Consider the following 18,480-nt stretch of genomic DNA (forward strand, 5'->3'; position numbering starts at 1 on the left):
AGCCAATTTTTGCAACGGCCACTTGTCCTCAAATTAGATCCTTCTAGCTGCAGGTGGACCATAAATGGAGCTTTTTAGAGGAATCTTGGTTGAGAGAAGAGATGCTGAGTTATTGTGTTGGATTATTGAAATAGCCTAAGGCTCTGTGGCCAACAACAAGTCTTCCAAAAAGCGCGTTCAAATAGCTGAACGTAACCGTCAAGAGAACAAGTCTTACAAGTCTGCATTGCGTACTCTCATGAAGCGGTGTTTGAGCGCTTGCACTGCATATTCTGAAGCTCCTGGCGATGCTGCAAAGCAAAATATTCAAACAAGTATGAATCAAGCTTTTAGCAAGATTGATAAGGCCGTGAAGAGAGGGGTTCTCCACCGCAATACTGGAGCTAATCAAAAATCGAGATTAAGCTTGGCTGTCAAACAGGCAATTGAGCCTGCTAAAACAACTTAGTTTTTTCCCTTCAAGCCTTCTAAAATCAGGGTCATTATCAAATCAAGTGTCTTCTTCAACACTTATAGACAGTCACTGTCATATTGTTTTTCGCAATTTTGACGATGACTTGGATGAAGTAGCAGAACGGTGGCGTGCAGCTGGTGTTACCGCTCTTTTACATGCTTGTGTTGAGCCTTCTGAAATACCTGCCATTAGATCGTTAGCTGATCGATTCTCTGAAATGAGATATTCGGTAGGAGTGCATCCATTGGATACAAAGCATTGGAATGTTGATACACAAGAAACCTTGCGAAAGGCTGCAGGGGAAGATTCTCGCGTTGTTGCTATAGGGGAGCTAGGCCTGGATTTATATAGAGACTCCAATCTTGAAGAACAGTTGAGTGTCCTAAGACCTCAACTGGATTTGGCAATGGAGTTGGATTTGCCAGTCATTATTCATTGTCGAGATGCCGCGGATCAAATGTTAGAAGAGCTACGAGCGCGTCATAAGAATCATCAATGCCCTAAAGGTGTAATGCATTGTTGGGGAGGAACCCCTGCAGAGATGGAGGGTTTCCTTGAATTAGGTTTTTATATAAGTTTCAGTGGCACGGTTACTTTCCCTAAAGCCACAGCAATTCATGATTGTGCTCGAATGGTACCTGATAATCGTTTCTTAGTAGAGACTGATTGCCCCTTTTTGGCCCCTGTCCCTCGAAGAGGCAAACGAAATGAACCAGCTTTTGTAGAAGCTGTTGCTGCAAAAGTTGCTGAAATTCGTGCTCAGCCCTTTGCCAGTGTCGCTAAATGTACTAGCGAGAATGCTAGGAGTTTGTTTGCACTTCCTTGATTTGTCAGCATGATTGCTTGATTTTGTCCGGTTAGGTGTAAGATCGTTGTTTGCTGTGGCAAAGACGCAGAACTCTGTGTCACTGCCTTCAGAAAGAGTCCATTCCAAATCTTGTGCATTGTCGACGTCGGCTGAATTGACCCAATTCCTTTGAGATTCTGAGCACACTAACTATGTCCCTTTGCTAGGGCGTAGTTTGTTTTGTTTGTGAATTCCTCAATCGCTTGGTTTCACCAAAAGATGTTCCTCTAGTGGACAAGTAATTCCATCCTCACTTCTCAACTGCAGGTCTACGCATGGGTAGAAGCGCGATTCAGGTCGCCAAGACCGCAACTTATTTGCCCGATTTGGTTGAGGTACAGAGGGCCAGTTTTAAGTGGTTTTTAGAGAAAGGGTTAATTGAGGAGCTGGAAAGCTTCTCCCCAATAACTGATTACACAGGGAAGCTTGAGCTTCATTTTGTTGGTAGTGAATATCGACTCAAGCGACCTAGGCATGATGTAGAGGAGGCTAAGAGGCGAGATGCAACATTTGCATCTCAAATGTATGTGACTTGCCGATTGGTTAACAAGGAAACAGGTGAGATTAAAGAACAGGAAGTATTTATAGGTGAGCTGCCCCTCATGACAGAAAGGGGAACATTCATTATTAATGGTGCTGAAAGGGTTATTGTTAATCAAATTGTACGTAGTCCAGGAGTTTATTTTAAGGATGAGCAGGATAAAAATGGCCGTAGAACTTATAATGCCAGTGTTATTCCAAATAGAGGTGCTTGGTTAAAGTTTGAGACTGATAAAAATGATTTACTCCATGTTCGAGTAGATAAAACACGGAAAATAAATGCTCATGTGCTAATGAGAGCAATGGGTCTTTCTGATAATGATGTAATAGATAAACTGCGACATCCTGAATATTACAAGAAGTCAATTGATGCTGCTAATGATGAGGGGATAAGCTCTGAAGATCAAGCACTTTTAGAGCTTTATAAGAAATTACGACCTGGCGAACCTCCTTCAGTAAGTGGTGGTCAGCAGCTACTCCAAGCAAGGTTTTTTGATCCAAAACGATATGACTTGGGCAGGGTTGGCCGTTACAAAATAAACAAAAAACTTCGACTAACTATCCCTGACACGGTTAGAACACTTACTCATGAGGATGTTCTATCGACGCTGGACTATTTGATTAACTTAGAATTAGATGTTGGTGGTGCAAGTCTTGATGATATAGATCATTTAGGTAATCGCCGCGTACGATCTGTTGGTGAGTTGCTCCAGAACCAGGTCCGTGTTGGGTTAAATCGTTTAGAGAGGATTATTAAAGAAAGAATGACTGTGGGTGAGACAGATTCTCTTACCCCTGCACAATTAGTGAACCCTAAGCCACTTGTTGCGGCTATCAAGGAGTTTTTTGGGTCTAGCCAATTAAGTCAGTTCATGGATCAGACTAATCCGTTGGCTGAATTAACTCATAAAAGACGTATTTCTGCTCTTGGGCCAGGAGGCTTGACAAGAGAGCGTGCAGGATTTGCTGTTAGAGATATTCATCCTTCTCATTACGGCCGTTTATGCCCAATTGAAACTCCTGAAGGGCCAAATGCGGGATTAATTAATTCATTAGCAACTCATGCAAGAGTAAATCAGTATGGATTTATTGAAACCCCATTTTGGAAAGTTGAAGATGGTCGAGTAATAAAAGAAGGAGACCCTATTTATCTCTCCGCTGACCTAGAAGATGAATGTCGTGTAGCTCCTGGAGATGTAGCTACAGATTCGGAAGGCAAGATTCTTGCGGACCTAATACCTGTGAGATATCGCCAGGACTTTGAGAAAGTTCCCCCAGAGCAGGTTGATTATGTGCAGCTTTCTCCTGTGCAAGTTATTTCTGTTGCAACATCTCTGATTCCTTTCTTAGAGCATGACGATGCAAACAGAGCCTTAATGGGATCCAATATGCAAAGGCAGGCTGTCCCTCTTTTGCGACCTGAACGACCTTTGGTAGGTACCGGCCTAGAAACTCAGGTCGCGAGAGATTCAGGAATGGTTCCTATTTCTAAAGTTAATGGAACGGTTACTTTTGTTGATGCAACTGCCATTGTGGTTCGTGATGAAGAGGGGGCTGACCATACCCACTACCTTCAAAAATATCAACGTTCAAATCAGGATACTTGTCTTAATCAACGTCCAATAGTCCACCAAGGAGATTCAGTAATTGTTGGTCAGGTGCTGGCTGATGGCTCTGCTTGTGAAGGTGGTGAAATAGCCCTTGGCCAAAATGTTCTCGTGGCATACATGCCTTGGGAAGGATACAACTATGAGGATGCAATTCTTGTAAGTGAGCGACTAGTTAAAGATGATTTGTACACTTCTGTTCATATTGAAAAGTATGAAATTGAAGCTAGGCAAACTAAATTAGGGCCTGAAGAGATTACACGTGAGATACCAAATATTGCAGAGGAAAGTCTTGGCAACCTAGATGAATTGGGGATAATTAGAATAGGCGCTTTTGTAGAAAGTGGAGACATACTTGTTGGTAAGGTTACCCCTAAGGGTGAGTCAGATCAGCCACCAGAGGAGAAGTTGTTGCGTGCAATCTTTGGAGAGAAAGCTCGAGATGTACGAGATAATTCTCTAAGAGTTCCTAGTACTGAAAGAGGAAGAGTTGTTGATGTTCGTATATACACAAGAGAGCAAGGTGATGAGTTGCCGCCAGGCGCGAACATGGTTGTTCGTGTATATGTTGCTCAGCGTAGAAAGATACAAGTTGGTGACAAGATGGCAGGGAGACATGGCAATAAAGGAATCATTAGTCGGATACTTCCGCGGGAGGATATGCCCTATCTGCCAGATGGTACCCCAGTGGATATTGTTTTAAACCCACTTGGCGTTCCGAGTCGTATGAACGTCGGCCAGGTCTTTGAATGTTTGATGGGATGGGCGGCAGCAAATCTTCAATGCCGTGTAAAAGTTGTTCCCTTTGATGAGATGTATGGGGCTGAGAAATCTCAACAGACTGTAGAGGCTTATTTAAAAGAAGCTGCTAAACAACCTGGCAAGGAATGGGTCTACAACCCTGACAACCCTGGCAAGCTTCAATTGATAGATGGTCGCTCAGGTGAACCTTTTGATCAGTCAGTAACAGTCGGTTATGCCCAAATTTTGAAGCTTGTTCACTTGGTAGACGACAAGATTCATGCAAGGTCTACTGGCCCATATTCATTGGTTACCCAACAGCCTCTTGGAGGTAAAGCTCAACAAGGAGGTCAGCGTCTTGGAGAGATGGAAGTTTGGGCGCTTGAAGCCTATGGAGCAGCTTATACATTGCAAGAGCTCCTTACGGTTAAATCCGATGACATGCAAGGCAGGAATGAGGCACTGAATGCAATAGTCAAGGGCAAGCCAATACCTAGGCCTGGAACTCCAGAGTCCTTCAAGGTTTTGATGAGAGAGCTTCAGTCCTTAGGCTTGGATATCGCTGTATATACAGATGAAGGTAAGGAAGTTGATCTTATGCAGGATGTTAATCCTCGTAGGAGTACACCTAGTAGACCTACATATGAGTCCTTAGGAGTCACGGATTATGACGATGATTAATCATTTGATGTAACCATTTTTGTTCTAACTTTATCTACTAACTGGCTATGACTAACAGCAACTTACGTACCGAAAACCACTTTGATTACGTCAAGATAACCCTTGCTTCTCCAGACCGTGTAATGGAGTGGGGGCAAAGGACATTGCCTAATGGTCAGGTTGTAGGTGAAGTTACTAAGCCTGAAACTATTAATTACCGCACACTGAAGCCAGAGATGGATGGCTTATTTTGCGAAAAGATCTTTGGTCCGTCTAAGGATTGGGAGTGTCATTGTGGTAAATACAAACGTGTTAGGCATCGTGGAATTGTTTGTGAGCGTTGTGGCGTTGAAGTTACTGAAAGTAGAGTACGCAGGCACCGTATGGGGTTCATTAAACTTGCGGCCCCTGTCTCACATGTTTGGTATCTAAAGGGTATCCCAAGTTATGTTGCTATTTTGCTTGATATGCCCTTAAGGGATGTTGAGCAAATTGTTTATTTTAATTGTTATGTTGTTCTTGATGCAGGAGACCATCAAGACCTGAAGTACAAACAGTTGCTAACAGAGGATGAATGGCTTGAGATAGAAGATGAGATATATGCAGAAGATTCAACTATAGAAAATGAGCCTATAGTTGGTATTGGTGCAGAGGCTTTAAAACAATTATTGGAAGACTTGGAGTTGCCAAAAGTCGCAGAAGAATTACGTGAGGAGATCGCAGGTAGTAAAGGGCAGAAAAGGGCCAAGCTGATTAAGCGCCTTAGGGTTATTGATAATTTTATTGCTACTAATGCAAATCCAGAATGGATGGTATTAGATGCAATACCAGTCATACCTCCAGATCTGCGCCCTATGGTGCAACTTGATGGAGGTAGATTTGCTACTTCTGACTTGAATGATTTATATAGAAGAGTAATTAATAGGAACAATCGTTTAGCTAGACTTCAAGAAATTCTTGCCCCTGAAATTATTGTTCGTAATGAAAAGAGAATGCTTCAAGAGGCAGTTGATGCCTTAATTGATAATGGACGGCGTGGGCGGACTGTTGTTGGGGCTAATAACCGACCTTTGAAATCTTTAAGTGACATTATTGAGGGCAAACAGGGGCGATTTAGACAGAATTTGCTTGGGAAGAGGGTCGATTACTCAGGACGCTCTGTGATAGTTGTTGGGCCAAAATTAAAAATGCATCAGTGTGGTTTACCAAAGGAAATGGCAATTGAATTATTTCAGCCATTTGTAATTCATCGCCTTATTCGTCAAAACATAGTTAACAACATTAAAGCAGCTAAGAAATTGATTCAGCGGGCTGATGATGAAGTTATGCAGGTCTTGCAGGAGGTGATTGAGGGTCACCCAATACTTTTGAATAGGGCCCCTACCTTGCACCGTTTAGGTATTCAGGCTTTTGAGCCAAAACTTGTAGACGGTAGAGCAATTCAATTACATCCACTAGTTTGCCCAGCTTTTAACGCAGATTTTGATGGAGACCAAATGGCCGTCCATGTACCTCTGGCTATAGAAGCTCAGACTGAGGCGAGAATGTTGATGTTGGCGAGTAATAACATCCTTTCCCCAGCTACTGGTGATCCAATTATTACTCCTTCCCAGGATATGGTTCTTGGCTCTTATTATTTGACTGCTTTAAAGCCTGGTGCTCCTCAACCAGAATTTGGAGATAGATCTAAAACCTTTGCGAGTCTTGAGGATGCCATTAAAGCTTTTGAGGATAAAAGAGTTCATCTTCATGATTGGGTTTGGGTCCGTTTCAGCGGTGAAGTAGAAGACGAGGATGAGTCTGAAGTTCCAATTAAGGCTGAGAAACTTTCAGATGGAACTCGCTTTGAGCAATGGACGTATAGGAGAGATCGACTAGATGAGGAAGGAGCTTTGATAAGCCGCTACATTCTCACAACTGTTGGGAGAATCGTGATGAACCACACCATTATGGATGCTGTGGCAGTTACATAACTAACTTCTATAGATTCACACTTAATTCCACTCGTTATTAATTCATCAACGATTACCGATGACCCCAGCTTCTCCTAAAACTCGTAAGTCTTCTACCAAGTCCACTAGGTCTAAAGCTAAGGGTGGAAAAGGTTCTAAAAAAGGTGCCAAGGCAAAATTAAGTACATCTCCTGTTCTTGCAAAGACTCCACCACCATTTAGAAATAGGATTGTAGATAAGAAAGGGTTAAAGCAATTAGTTGCATGGGCTTATAAGACACATGGCACTGCTGCTACAGCTGCCATGGCTGATAACCTTAAAGATTTAGGCTTTCGTTTTGCCACTCAAGCTGCAGTTTCAATTTCGGTTGACGACTTAAAAGTGCCCGAGGCTAAGCAGGATCTTTTAGGTCAGGCAGAAGAACAAATTACGGCTACTGAAGAGTGTTATCGTTTGGGTGAAATCACTGAAGTTGAACGTCACACAAAGGTTATTGATACTTGGACTGAAACGAATGAAAGGCTTGTAGACGCCGTTAAAAAGAACTTTAACCAGAATGATCCTCTGAACTCAGTCTGGATGATGGCTAATTCAGGGGCGCGAGGAAATATGTCACAGGTTCGTCAATTGGTAGGCATGCGTGGATTAATGGCTAATCCTCAGGGGGAGATTATTGACTTACCTATTCGTACTAATTTCCGTGAAGGTTTAACTGTTACCGAATACGTTATCTCTTCTTATGGTGCCAGAAAAGGATTAGTAGATACTGCTCTTCGTACAGCTGACTCTGGTTACTTAACTCGACGCTTGGTAGATGTTGCTCAGGATGTAATTGTCCGAGAAGAAGATTGCGGTACTAAAAGAGCAATTCTTGTCAAACAAGAAGATGGTGGCTTTGGGAATCGTTTGGTTGGTCGTTTAACTGCAGAACAACTTCTTGGAACTGATGGAGAAGTAATTGCTGAGCGAGATACCGAAATAGACCCTGTGCTTTCTAGGCGGATAGAAAAAGCTGGACTTCAGGGAGTGATGATTCGCTCTCCACTTACTTGCGAAGCAACTCGCTCAGTTTGTAGGAAGTGTTATGGCTGGGCGCTTGCTCATAATGAATTAGTTGATTTAGGAGAGGCGGTAGGAATTATTGCGGCTCAATCAATTGGTGAGCCTGGAACACAGTTGACTATGCGTACCTTCCATACGGGTGGAGTTTCTACGGCAGAAACAGGCGTTGTTCGTTCCATAGTTGAAGGTACTGTTGAGTTTGGCCCTAAAGCGCGTGTTCGTGGTTATCGGACGCCTCATGGTGTTGAAGCTCAACAGGCCGAGGTTGATTTTGCTTTGACCGTTACCCCAATAGGTAATAAGGGGCGTGCCCAAAGAGTTGATATAACAAATGGCTCGTTATTGTTTGTTGAAGATGGCCAGCAAATAGCAGCAGATGTAACTCTTGCTCAAATTGCAGCAGGTGCAGTCAAGAAAAGCGTTGAAAAGGCTACTAAGGATGTTATTTGTGACTTGGCTGGCCAAGTTAGGTATGAGAATGCAATTCAGCCTAAGTCGGTCACTGATAGGCAAGGGAATATCACTTTAAAAGCACAGCGTCTTGGTCGACTGTGGGTATTGGCTGGGGATGTTTATAACCTCCCACCCAATGCATTGCCAGTTGTTAAGGGCAACGTCAAGGTTGAACATGGTCAGGTGCTGGCTGAGGCGAGCCAAGCCAGTGAATTTGGTGGAGAGGTACGTTTACGTGATTCGATAGGGGATTCTCGAGAAGTACAAATAGTCACAACTTCTATGACTCTCAAAGACTTTAAGTTGATGGGAGAATCGACTCATTCTGGTGAAATATGGCATTTAGAGGCAAAAGATGGTACCCGTTATCGGCTTAATACTATTCCTGGGAGCAAGATTGGTAATGGAGAAGTTATTGCTGAGCTAGCTGATGATAGGTTCCGTACACAAACAGGTGGCTTAGCAAAATTTGCTCCTGGCTTGGCAATTAAGAAGGCAAGGTCAGCAAAGAATGGTTTTGAGGTAAGTAAAGGAGGAACTTTGTTGTGGATTCCCCAGGAAACCCACGAGATTAATAAAGACATTTCATTATTAATGATTAAAGATGGTCAGTGGATTGAAGCAGGTACAGAGGTCGTTAAAGATATTTTTAGTCAAACAGCAGGCATCGTAACTGTCACTCAGAAGAATGATATTTTGCGGGAAATTATTGTTCGTAGTGGGAGCTTCCATATTTGTAGTGAAAATAAGGTTTTGGAACGCTTTAGAGGTGATGGTCAAATGGTTAACCCAGGGGAGAAAATTGCCAAAGGCATTGATTCAGATGTCATGACTTTTGTGCAAACTGTCGAGACTCCTGAAGGTAGTGGTTTATTGCTCAGACCAGTAGAGGAATATTCCATCCCCAACGAAGCTCAATTGCCTGAGTTGTCACACATTAAGCAATTGAACGGACCACATTTGGGATTAAAGGCAACCCAGCGCCTTGCTTTTAAAGATGGTGAATTAATTAAGTCAGTCGAGGGTGTTGAGTTGCTTAAAACACAGTTAAGCCTGGAGACATTTGATACGACCCCGCAAATGACTGTTGATGTAGAGGCAATCAGAGATAAAAGAGCTAAAACTATTGAGAGGCTTCGCTTAGTAATCCTTGAGTCTATTTTGGTTCGTAGGGATACTATTTCAGATTCAAGTCATGGATCAACTCATACCGAACTTCAAATCGAGGATGGTCAAACAGTTAATGCAGGGGATGTGGTAGCAACTACTCAGATTTTGTGCAAACAAGAGGGAATTGCTCAATTGCCAGAAATGCAAGAAGGAGACCCTATAAGACGTCTCATTGTTGAGCGTGATGAGGATACAGTTACTTTGACGACTAAAGAACCCCCTGTGGTCAAATTAGGTCAGAGATTGGTTGATGGCGAATCCTTGTCTAAGAGCGATATTTCGTCTTGTTGTGGTGAGGTCGAGAGCGTTGACGATAAAAAAGTAACCTTGCGTTTAGGACGTCCATATATGGTTTCTCCAGACTCTGTTTTACATGTTCGGGATGGTGATTTAGTACAGAGGGGAGATGGATTAGCTCTTTTAGTGTTTGAACGTCAAAAAACTGGAGATATTGTTCAGGGCTTACCAAGGATTGAAGAACTATTAGAAGCTCGTCGCCCTAGAGAGTCTGCAATTTTGTGTAAGAAGTCAGGCACTGTAGATATTAAGCAAGGAGAAGATGATGAATCAATTACCGTGAATGTTATTGAAGAAGGTGATTCAATCGCCGAGTATCCAATTCTTTTAGGCCGTAACGTCATGGTCAGTAATTCCCAGCAAGTACATGCTGGTGAATTATTAACTGATGGCCCAATTAACCCTCACGAATTACTTGATTGTTTCTTTTCTGATTTACGCGACCGCAAACCTTTAATGGAAGCAGCACAGGAATCTATCGCAAAACTCCAACATCGACTGGTAACTGAAGTGCAAAATGTTTATAAGTCTCAGGGAGTTTCAATTGATGATAAACATATTGAGGTGATTGTTCGTCAGATGACTAGTAAGGTCCGAATTGAAGATGCAGGAGACACAACTTTGCTCCCTGGAGAATTAATTGAACTAAGACAAGTTGAAGATACCAATCAGGCAATGTCTATAACTGGAGGTGCTCCGGCTGAATTCACTCCTGTTCTTCTTGGCATAACTAAAGCCTCTCTTAATACTGATAGTTTCATTTCAGCTGCATCATTCCAAGAAACCACTCGTGTATTAACTGAAGCAGCGATTGAAGGGAAGAGTGATTGGCTGAGAGGACTTAAGGAGAACGTGATTATTGGTCGACTTATTCCTGCTGGCACAGGGTTTAGCGGCTTTGAAGAAGAGCTTCGAGCTGAAGCGGGTCCTCATCCAGATATTTTGGCGGAAGACCCTGCTGGGTACCGCCGTATGCAGAATTTGCGTCCGGACTACACAGTTGAAATGCCAGCTTCTCCAGCAGCTAGTTCAACTGCAGTTCTAGATGACCCTAGTGATGAAGATCTAGAAGCGACTCGAAACCGTCATGGCATTGATCCATCTTCAAGTAATTTTGCTGCTTTTGTTAGACCAACTAGCGAAAATGAATTGGAGGAAGATCAATCTCCTGACCCTGCAGCGTTAGAAGGCCTTCAGGAAGAAGGACTCCTCTCAGATGATTAATTGGGTGAATTCATCCTCATTCATTTGCTGTTCATTGGTTTAATTTCTCTCTCTACTAAATTTTGACAATGCTTGAACCAAGGTTGATCCCACAGCGTCGGCTTCCGCGTTATGGTTTTCATAATCATATTGAAAAGTTAAATGGGCGTCTTGCAATGATTGGTTTTATTGCTTTGATGCTCGTTGAGTTCAGGCTTGGACATGGCTTGTTGATTTGGTGAGTAATTTGCCCATTGCTTGTGGCAAAGATGTACTTCTTGGAAAGAGCAGAAGTGACTTAGAGCAATGGGTTGCTTTACGTGGGGAAGAGCCTTTTCGAGGAAGACAGTTGCATCAATGGCTTTATACCAAAGGTGTGAAGACTCTTGATGAGATAACTGTTTTGCCCAAGACCTTGCGTTCAACACTTGATAAAAGTGGTGTAGAGATTGGGAGACTTGAGGAGGCTAAACGAGTTGTCGCTCTTGACCTGACTACTAAATTGCTTTTAGAAACTTCTGACGGTGAAAAAATTGAGACTGTTGGCATCCCGAGTGAGCATCGCTTAACTGTTTGTGTATCAAGTCAAGTTGGATGTTCGATGGCTTGTCGGTTTTGTGCAACTGGAAAGGAAGGTTTAACTAGGTCATTGGAAGTGAATGAGATTGTTGATCAGGTTTTGAGTGTCAGGGAGGCAATGAATAGACGGCCATCTCACATAGTGTTTATGGGTATGGGAGAACCATTGCTAAATATCTATGCTGTATTGAATGCAATCCGTTGTTTTAATGAAGATCTAGGAATTAGTCAGAGGAGGATTACGGTAAGTACCGTTGGAGTTGCCAATACTTTGCCGAAACTGGGAGAGTTGGCGATGAGACATCTTGGGAGAGTTCAATTTACTTTGGCGGTAAGTCTTCATGCTCCAAACCAGAAGTTACGTGAGTTTTTGGTTCCAACTGCTAAGGCTTATCCATTGGAGCTTCTTCTTGAGGATTGTCGTCATTATTTAGACATCACAGGAAGGCGAGTGAGCTTTGAGTATGTTTTATTAGGAGGTGTCAATGATCTCCCAGAACATGCAGAGGAGTTGTCATTGCGAGTAAGTGGATTTCAGAGCCATGTAAATCTAATTGCTTATAACCCTATTGATGAGGAGGACTTTAATCGTCCTAGTCAGAGGCGAATTAATGCATTTAGAAATGTACTAGAACAAAAAGGTATTGCTGTCAGCTTACGTGCAAGTCGAGGTTTGGATCAAAATGCAGCCTGTGGTCAGCTAAGGAGAAATCATCAACCTAATTGATAATTAGTAGAATCTCGTTTGGGGTCAAATGCACCTCTTGGAATAGCTTCTTTCCATGGTGTTACGATTGTCATTAAGAGAAAAGATGGTACCGCAGTAGCCATACTTAGAGCAAAAAAACTACTCCAACCAATTTGATTTGCTACAAAGCCTCCAGGTGTTGATAGTAGAGATCTGCTAAGAGCATAGATACCTGACAAAAGGGCATATTGGGAAGCTGAGAATCTCGGATTGCATAAACTCATAAGGAGAGCCAGGAAGGCACTGACCATCATTCCGCTACAGAAGTTTTCGACGGTAACTGCGATTAGAAGCCTTTGAATAGTCCCCCCAAAATGGGCAAGTGCCCAATATGCAAGGTTGCTTATTGCGCCTACTATTCCATAAATCCAAAGAGCCTTATTTAGGCCTAGTTTGCTAAAGAAAATTCCGCCAGTTGCAGTGCCTAACATTGTGGCTGCTATCCCCCAGCCTCCTTGGATTGCGCCTATGAGTTCTGGTGTGAAACCAGCTTGAATAAGGAATGGCACTGACATAAGACTGAGTAATCCATCGGGCCAGCGATATAGCAATACAAGAGTTAATAATTGTATGGCTTTACGTTTTCCAGTGCGTCCAACAAATTCATATGCAGGGCCTAAAACTGCCTCTCTTAAGGTAGGAAGAGAGTTCTCTATTTGGGTTAGCTTTGGTGCTAATAGAGTGAAGGGTGAGATCGCTAACATAAGTATTCCCGCTAGTAGAAATGCAATTCGCCATCCAAATATTCCAGCAATAAAAAAGCCTCCTGCACCAATGAACAGCATTGCCAGGCGATATCCCAGACTTGCTGCTGCAGCACCTCCTCCTCTTTCTTTTTCTGGCAATAAGTCTGTTCGGTAGGCATCTACAACAACATCTTGTGAGGCACTAAGTATTGCTACTAATAAGGCGGCTAAGCCTACTAAAAATAGATGAAAAGGTTCTTCGTTGGGTTTAAGGCTAAGGAATGCAATTAGATTGATCCCTATCAATATTTGAAGTATTGCTATCCAGCCTCTACGCCTATCTGGCCATGGAATTGCCCACTTGTCCATTAAGGGGGCCCAGAAAAGTTTGAGAGTGTATGGAAGTTCAATTAGCCCTAACAGTCCAATCATCTCAATAGGGATTCCAAGAGCAGTTAGCCAGCCTTGAAGGAGCTTGCTAATCGTCATTAACGGCAATCCGCTTGCGAAACCTTCAATGCCGACTGTGAGTGTTCTGACAGCCTGGCCTGCCTGAGGAGAAAATTTTGATTTGAGGTTTTGAAATCTTTTGCGCATCATTAGTGTTAGGAACAGAACAGAATGTCCAAAAAATTGCTGTGTCTTTCTTCCGTTCCACTTTGCTCCCTTTAATTATCGTTCTTATCTTTGGGTTGGCATTTATTGCCGTTAGTGCCCGTATTTGGCTGCCGGGTGACATGATTGCTCCGGCTCCAATTGGTTGAGATCACTCCACAAAAGCCTTTACGATCTACCGCATGACAGATGCTTCAGATCAGATAACAGATGAGGGTTTGGTCAATTTGGCCATTGATCCAGATGTCTTGGCACAAGAGTTGGCTGCTGAACTTCTTGGAGACCCATTAGATGAAATTGACCCTGAAAGTGCAGGCCCTAATGCGTTAAGCGTCGCACGCGAGTGTGAATTGGGTTTGGATTGGCTGCAAAAAGGACATCAAGAGCGCAGACTTCAAGGACTACGTGTTTTTTGTGAGCACCGGGATCCACGAGCTCTTCCTCTTCTTATCCCTTTATTGCGTGAGCCTTGCCCTGTGGAGCGGATGAGTGCTGTTTATGCATTGGGTAGAAATCCTTGCCCTAGAGCTGTTGAAATTTTGGTTCAGTTATTGAAAACAGATGGTAATGCTTATGTTCGTAAAGCTACGGCTTGGAGTCTGGGAAATTATCCAGATGCCTCTGTCTTGCAGCCACTAGTAGATGCTCTTCAGCATGATGTTGCTGCAGTGAGGCTTTGGGCAGCTGGCTCGTTAGCAGAAGTAGGAGGTAATTCATTGAAGAATGCAGAATCCGCAGCAGATCAGTTGTTAATCAGTCTAAGAATTGACAGTGAACCTTTGGTTAGGAGTAATTGTATTTGGGCTCTTGGTCGTCTACATGACAAGTTGCCTGAGAGTTTGAGGGCTCAGATGGTGGATGTTTTTTTTAATGTTTTGTTGAATGATCTAGAAGCATCTGTACGTGATGAGGCGAGCATCGCGTTAGAGCAATTAGAGAACCCACAAGTCATAGCAAGGCTTAAGGGGCTGATCGATGAAGGACTTTTGGTTTGAGAGGTTTTTTCAAAACACAGCCTTGTTACAACAGTCGCAAAATTTTGGTCAGAGTTTCTATAACATCATGGTCTTTGAAAGACAGATGCATGCCACAACGCACTCTGCGATTCCGCATTCGACAGGATGGTCGGGTTGAAGAGAGCGTTGAGGGAGTGATCGGTGAGGACTGTAATCAGCTCACTGAAAAGCTTGAGGCCGCTTTGGGCTCAGTTGAGCACAGAGAACGGACCTCAGAGTCTTACCTCCGTCCCCAGGACCAGGCACAGTCCATCCCTGCAGAAATCCTCTGATGTCCCACTTCAGCACACTAAAAACCCAACTGCGAAAGCTCGAACCGCTTGTACAGGCCTTACAGGAGTTAGGGCATGTTCCAAACTTAGGCGAGCATATAATTCGTGGTTACCGTGGCCAGACTGTTAAGGCCGAGCTGGCAGTTCAAATGGCCAATGATGGTGGTGATATTGGTTTTCGATGGAATCCCTCCACAGAGTCGTATGAATTGGTTGCTGACTTGGACTTGTGGAAACATACGGTCCCAGTAGAGCGCTTTTTGGCACAATTAACTCAGCGTTATGCACTCAATACTGTTCTTGCAGCAACCGCACAAGAGGGTTTTGAGGTCTCAAAGCAAAGTAGCAACATCGATGGCTCTATTGAATTGGTCGTAACCCGTTGGGACCCCTGACTCGGGAATCCGATCCATCAAAGGCGTTTTTAGCCAATTCTCAAAGTGAATTTTCACGTAATGGCTTTGAACCGTGCTTGGGTGGAAAATTGCGCGAAAAGGCTGTTTGGGTCGACGAATCAGCTTGTATAGGATGTCGTTATTGTGCTCATGTTGCTACCAACACTTTTGTGATAGAGAGTGATTTGGGGCGTTCAAGGGCAGTTCGGCAAGATGGAGACAGTTCAGAGCGAATCCAGGAAGCTATAGATACATGCCCTGTTGACTGTATTCATTGGGTTCAGTTCGAAGAACTTGCAGATTTACGTTTGCAGTTAGATCAACTTGACTTACATCCTCTTGGGACGTTGCCCAGGGTGCCTAAAAGACTTAAGCCTCGAAAAAAAAATCAATAATTTTAGTGTGCCCACTTCTATTCCTTGCCGTCGCTTTGGTCGTTCAGAGATAGAAATACCAATTTTGTCTCTTGGTGGAATGCGATATCAACAGAGCTGGTCTGATCTGGCTTTGGATGAAATTTCTTTTAATGAGCAATCTCATGTGGAAAATATTTTGGAGGCAGCTGTGTCCTGTGGTTTGCATCATGTAGAAACTGCAAGGCATTACGGAAGTTCTGAGCTGCAGCTTGGTAGGGCAATGCAGAAGATCTCTGATTCAAAGCGTTTGCTTCAGACAAAAGTTCCTGCGAATGATGATCCCCATTCTTTTGAAAAAGAGTTGGAGTTGAGTTTTGAAAGACTTAAATGCAAAAGGGTTGATCTGTTCGCAATTCATGGTCTGAATCTCCCTGAGCATCTGGATCAGACTCTGCGCCCAAATGGGTGTATGGATGTTGTTCGTAGATGGCAGGATGACGGGAGAATTGGGCATGTTGGTTTCTCTACTCATGGTCCAGTAGATCTAATTATTGAGGCGATTAAGACAGGCCATTTTGATTACGTGAACCTTCATTGGTATTACATTTGGCAAGAGAATTCACTTGCTTTAGATGTTGCGAAAGAATATGATTTAGGCGTTTTCATAATTAGCCCTACTGATAAGGGAGGACATCTTCATAACCCTTCTTTAGAACTTATTAAGTTGTGTGCTCCCCTACACCCTATTGTTTTTAATGATCTCTTCTGCTTAAGTGATCCAAGGGTACACACTATTAGTGTAGGTGTAGCCAACTTGCAAGATTTTGAGAAGCACCTTGAAGCAGTAACACTTTTAGATAGTGTTCAAAATTATTTGCCGGAAATAAAGGCACGTTTGTATTCTGCTGCACGAATGAAGTTAGGCGATGCTTGGTTAGATAGCTGGAAGGTAGGTCTGCCAAGTTGGCAAGAAACCCCAGGCCATATAAACCTTCATGTTTTGCTTTGGCTTCATAATCTGCTTGAGGCATGGGATATGGAAAGTTATGCAAAGGCTCGCTATTGCTTGTTAGGTAATGGGGGACATTGGTTTCCAGGTAGTAATGCTGATGTTTTAGATAGTGAGGTTAGTGAAATAAGTTTAAGGGAAGCTCTTTGCAATAGCCCTTGGCGAGATGATATCCCTTTATTGCTGAGGAATCTCCGAGAACGAATTGGTGGGCAATCTAGGCAAAGGCTTTCTAGTGCATAGTGCCTAGGGGCCTTTTCGTTGGTATACCTATCGACCTTGGGTAAATAGTTGGACATTCTGAATCTTTTTTTACTCTTATCTGATGACGTAAACCACGATTATTTGGGAGCTGAATACTTTCTACTTTAATTATTTTAGATTTTAATGGTTTTAAAGCTTCAATGAGTTTCTTCTCTTCTACTAGGTTCCACTGACCACGAAATAATAATGCTTCTTTGTTTGTTTTGATTAAAGGTATTAAATATTCAGCTAAAACCGGACAACTTGCTACTGCGCGTGCCATGGCTAAATCAAACTTTCCACGACAAGCTTTATCATGACCAGTAGTCTCTACACGCTCCGTACGAACAGTTACTCTTGGATTTAATCCTAAATCTTTAACCATTCCCTTGAGAGCATCCGTTTTCTTCCGGACAGATTCTATGAGTGTTAACTTTGCTTTAGGTAGGGCTATTGCAACTGCAAGTCCAGGGAAGCCACAACCGGTGCCTACATCAATAATGCTGAGGGGTATTTGTGGGGTCGACAGTTCATGACTAAGAGGCCAGAGGCTGTCAAAAATTTGTGAAATCCAATAATCTTCACCTTCTATGAGTTTTGTCAGATTTATTTGTGAATTCCATTTTTGTAGTGATGTTTGAAGAGTTCTCATTTGCTCAAATTGTTGATTTGATGGTTCCCATTGCATCGTTTCCCAAATCGATGGACTCGGCTGTGAAAAATCTGTATGGCTATGTAACTGCATTTCTGGGTTGATCTCTTTAGGATGTGGAAGAAGGGGGATTCTTGGATTTGTTTTTAAGATTTTGATTTTAGATTTGACTGCTCTCCCTAACTATTACGAACAATTAGAAGTCTCTCGCTCTGCAGATAATGAGACACTTCGGAGAGCGTTCTGTCGATTGAGTAAGACTCTTCACCCAGATACGACTTCTTTGCCGCCTGAAACGGCTTCTGAGAAATTTCAAGCACTAAAAAAGGCTTATGAGTTTCTTTCTGACCCGGCTCTGAGAAAGTCCTATGACGAAAGTCTTGATCTAGAGATTTCAATAAAATCATCATCAAGCTCAAAGTTGATGGAGACTCGCTTTAAGGGTCAACGAAAGAAAGAAGAAGTTCGCCGACCGCTCTCAGGAGGAGAGCTTTTCTCACTTTTGCTACTTGGCTTGGTCTTATGCATAAGTTTGTTGGTGGCAGGCGGAATTTCTCTGGTACAGGGACGGGAGTTGCAGGTGCGACCAAGCTGGCTCATAGTTGATTGGATTGTTGTTAAGGCTTCTCCACAGCAAGATGGTCGATCACCTACTTCCTTCTTCGGATATCCCACTGAATAGACACTCTTTAATGTCTATAGAAAGGTGGCTGGCTGAGTTGGGAGCTGAGCAAAGTGCAGAGGATCTTTCGCGATGGAATTGGGAAATGCCTGAATGGTCAGCAGAAATAAAGATCGACCAAGAGGAACTGATAGTTATTTGGAGATGTGATGTTGAGCGACGATGTGCTTTCCCCTATGGGCTTTCAAGACAAGATGTAGAAGCAGCACTTATTCAGGGCCCTTGATTCCTATTGACTGA

General features: G+C 43.0%; 16 protein-coding genes. 14 read left to right on the plus strand and 2 right to left on the minus strand.

The window, feature by feature from the left end:
• The first annotated feature begins 145 nt into the window (after nt 1-145).
• The 7 genes from rpsT to rlmN all read left to right on the plus strand — a co-directional run bounded on the left by rpsT (nt 146) and on the right by rlmN (nt 12,293).
• The gene (gene rpsT, locus SOI83_RS07920; RefSeq protein ID WP_320676136.1) at nt 146-448 is read left to right on the plus strand and encodes a 30S ribosomal protein S20; all 303 of its coding nucleotides are present in this window, start codon (nt 146-148) and stop codon (nt 446-448) included.
• A gap of 46 nt (nt 449-494) precedes the next feature.
• Complete coding sequence (locus SOI83_RS07925; protein ID WP_320676137.1) at nt 495-1,280, plus strand: TatD family hydrolase; 786 nt, start codon at nt 495-497, stop codon at nt 1,278-1,280.
• Between the two features lie 296 nt (nt 1,281-1,576).
• Nucleotides 1,577-4,870 carry a DNA-directed RNA polymerase subunit beta gene (gene rpoB, locus SOI83_RS07930; RefSeq protein WP_320676138.1) on the plus strand — a complete coding sequence of 1,098 codons (3,294 nt, stop codon included), beginning with the start codon at nt 1,577-1,579 and terminating at the stop codon, nt 4,868-4,870.
• Nucleotides 4,871-4,917: 47 nt separating this feature from the next.
• On the plus strand, nt 4,918-6,822 hold the full coding sequence (locus SOI83_RS07935) for a DNA-directed RNA polymerase subunit gamma (protein ID WP_320676139.1): 1,905 nt from the start codon (nt 4,918-4,920) through the stop codon (nt 6,820-6,822).
• Between the two features lie 58 nt (nt 6,823-6,880).
• A complete protein-coding gene (locus tag SOI83_RS07940; protein WP_320676140.1) occupies nt 6,881-11,008 on the plus strand; it encodes a DNA-directed RNA polymerase subunit beta' in 4,128 nt (1,375 codons plus the stop codon).
• A gap of 68 nt (nt 11,009-11,076) precedes the next feature.
• Nucleotides 11,077-11,229, plus strand: a complete 153-nt coding sequence (locus tag SOI83_RS07945) for a high light inducible protein (protein WP_320676141.1) — start codon at nt 11,077-11,079, stop codon at nt 11,227-11,229.
• A complete protein-coding gene (gene rlmN / locus SOI83_RS07950) occupies nt 11,226-12,293 on the plus strand; it encodes a 23S rRNA (adenine(2503)-C(2))-methyltransferase RlmN (RefSeq protein ID WP_320676142.1) in 1,068 nt (355 codons plus the stop codon). Before SOI83_RS07945 ends, rlmN begins: the two co-directional genes overlap by 4 nt.
• Here the strand turns inward: rlmN and SOI83_RS07955 are convergent.
• A complete protein-coding gene (locus SOI83_RS07955) occupies nt 12,281-13,600 on the minus strand; it encodes an AmpG family muropeptide MFS transporter (RefSeq protein WP_320676143.1) in 1,320 nt (439 codons plus the stop codon). The genes rlmN and SOI83_RS07955 overlap by 13 nt on opposite strands.
• Nucleotides 13,601-13,797: 197 nt before the next feature.
• On the opposite strand from SOI83_RS07955, the gene SOI83_RS07960 reads away from it, so the two are divergent.
• The 5 genes from SOI83_RS07960 to SOI83_RS07980 all read left to right on the plus strand — a co-directional run bounded on the left by SOI83_RS07960 (nt 13,798) and on the right by SOI83_RS07980 (nt 16,906).
• Complete coding sequence (locus SOI83_RS07960) at nt 13,798-14,610, plus strand: HEAT repeat domain-containing protein (RefSeq protein ID WP_320676144.1); 813 nt, start codon at nt 13,798-13,800, stop codon at nt 14,608-14,610.
• Between the two features lie 89 nt (nt 14,611-14,699).
• On the plus strand, nt 14,700-14,903 hold the full coding sequence (locus SOI83_RS07965; RefSeq protein WP_320677723.1) for a DUF2997 domain-containing protein: 204 nt from the start codon (nt 14,700-14,702) through the stop codon (nt 14,901-14,903).
• Nucleotides 14,903-15,298, plus strand: a complete 396-nt coding sequence (locus SOI83_RS07970; RefSeq protein WP_320676145.1) for a DUF1257 domain-containing protein — start codon at nt 14,903-14,905, stop codon at nt 15,296-15,298. The genes SOI83_RS07965 and SOI83_RS07970 overlap by 1 nt, the downstream gene beginning before the upstream one ends.
• Nucleotides 15,295-15,693, plus strand: coding sequence for a ferredoxin (locus tag SOI83_RS07975; protein WP_320677724.1), 399 nt, complete (start codon nt 15,295-15,297; stop codon nt 15,691-15,693). The genes SOI83_RS07970 and SOI83_RS07975 overlap by 4 nt, the downstream gene beginning before the upstream one ends.
• Nucleotides 15,694-15,700: 7 nt before the next feature.
• On the plus strand, nt 15,701-16,906 hold the full coding sequence (locus SOI83_RS07980) for an aldo/keto reductase (RefSeq protein WP_320676146.1): 1,206 nt from the start codon (nt 15,701-15,703) through the stop codon (nt 16,904-16,906).
• On the opposite strand, the gene rsmG is transcribed toward SOI83_RS07980, so the two are convergent.
• Nucleotides 16,896-17,651 (minus strand): 16S rRNA (guanine(527)-N(7))-methyltransferase RsmG, encoded by a 756-nt coding sequence (gene rsmG / locus SOI83_RS07985; protein WP_320676147.1) that lies wholly within the window; start codon nt 17,649-17,651, stop codon nt 16,896-16,898. The two genes, SOI83_RS07980 and rsmG, sit on opposite strands and share 11 nt — an antisense overlap.
• A 73-nt stretch (nt 17,652-17,724) precedes the next feature.
• Between rsmG and SOI83_RS07990 the strand changes: the two genes are divergently transcribed.
• A complete protein-coding gene (locus tag SOI83_RS07990; protein ID WP_320676148.1) occupies nt 17,725-18,240 on the plus strand; it encodes a J domain-containing protein in 516 nt (171 codons plus the stop codon).
• A gap of 10 nt (nt 18,241-18,250) precedes the next feature.
• Nucleotides 18,251-18,466, plus strand: coding sequence for a DUF3143 domain-containing protein (locus tag SOI83_RS07995; protein WP_320676149.1), 216 nt, complete (start codon nt 18,251-18,253; stop codon nt 18,464-18,466).
• Nucleotides 18,467-18,480: the final 14 nt, after the last annotated feature.

It is taken from the genome of Prochlorococcus sp. MIT 1300 (assembly GCF_034092375.1).
Classification (GTDB): Bacteria; Cyanobacteriota; Cyanobacteriia; order PCC-6307; family Cyanobiaceae; genus MIT-1300.